Origin of the sequence: Sulfitobacter sp. HI0129, assembly GCF_001635395.1 — a bacterium.
Taxonomy (GTDB): domain Bacteria; phylum Pseudomonadota; class Alphaproteobacteria; order Rhodobacterales; family Rhodobacteraceae; genus Sulfitobacter.
Map to the genome: position 1 here is coordinate 1 of NZ_LWGH01000947.1, position 584 is coordinate 584.

Sequence of the window (584 nt, forward strand, 5' to 3'; positions counted from 1 at the left end):
GGATCGCGATGGCCAGTGAAAACTCGCTCCGCGCCCAGGCGAACTCTTCGGCGATGGGGATCTGGAATACCCCGAAGGAGGCGCGCACGGCGAAACTGACCATGATGATCACGCAGCCTACGATAAGGACCGGCGTGAAAAGCGAACTGCGGTATTCCAACAAAAGGTCCTTCCGGGGGGGGGGTGAACGACGGCAGACTATGCCCAATCCCCGGCAGGGGGAATAGCCCTCGACACCCATCTCCCGCCGCCCACCTTCGCCCCCGCTTTCCATCCCCTGCAGGGGGTAGTAAGCCTGCGCCATGACGACGATGCGCGCACTCTTCGACGAAAAGATCGCCTCCGGGCAGCTCAAACACGATCCCGCGCAGGACGCCGTGATCGCGGAGTTCGACCGCATTCGCGATGGGCTGAAAGCGCCGGCCCGCAAGGGGTTGTTCCGCCGCGCGCCCGAACCCCCGAAGGGCCTTTACCTTTGGGGCGGGGTGGGCCGGGGGAAATCCATGCTGATGGATCTCTTCGTATCCACGTTGGACGATATCCCCGCCCGGAGGGTGCATTTTCATGCCTTCATGCAGGAAATT

At 62.8% G+C, this 584-nt stretch carries 1 protein-coding gene and 1 pseudogene; one reads left to right on the forward strand and one right to left on the reverse strand.

The window, feature by feature from the left end; translation table 11 throughout:
* Positions 1 to 160 (reverse strand): annotated as a pseudogene (locus A3764_RS24900) (MFS transporter); the annotation flags it as partial.
* A gap of 142 nt (positions 161 to 302) precedes the next feature.
* Here A3764_RS24900 and zapE point away from each other — a divergent pair.
* The coding region (gene zapE, locus A3764_RS21170) for an AFG1/ZapE family ATPase (RefSeq protein WP_150122373.1) at positions 303 to 584 on the forward strand (282 nt) is incomplete at its 3' end.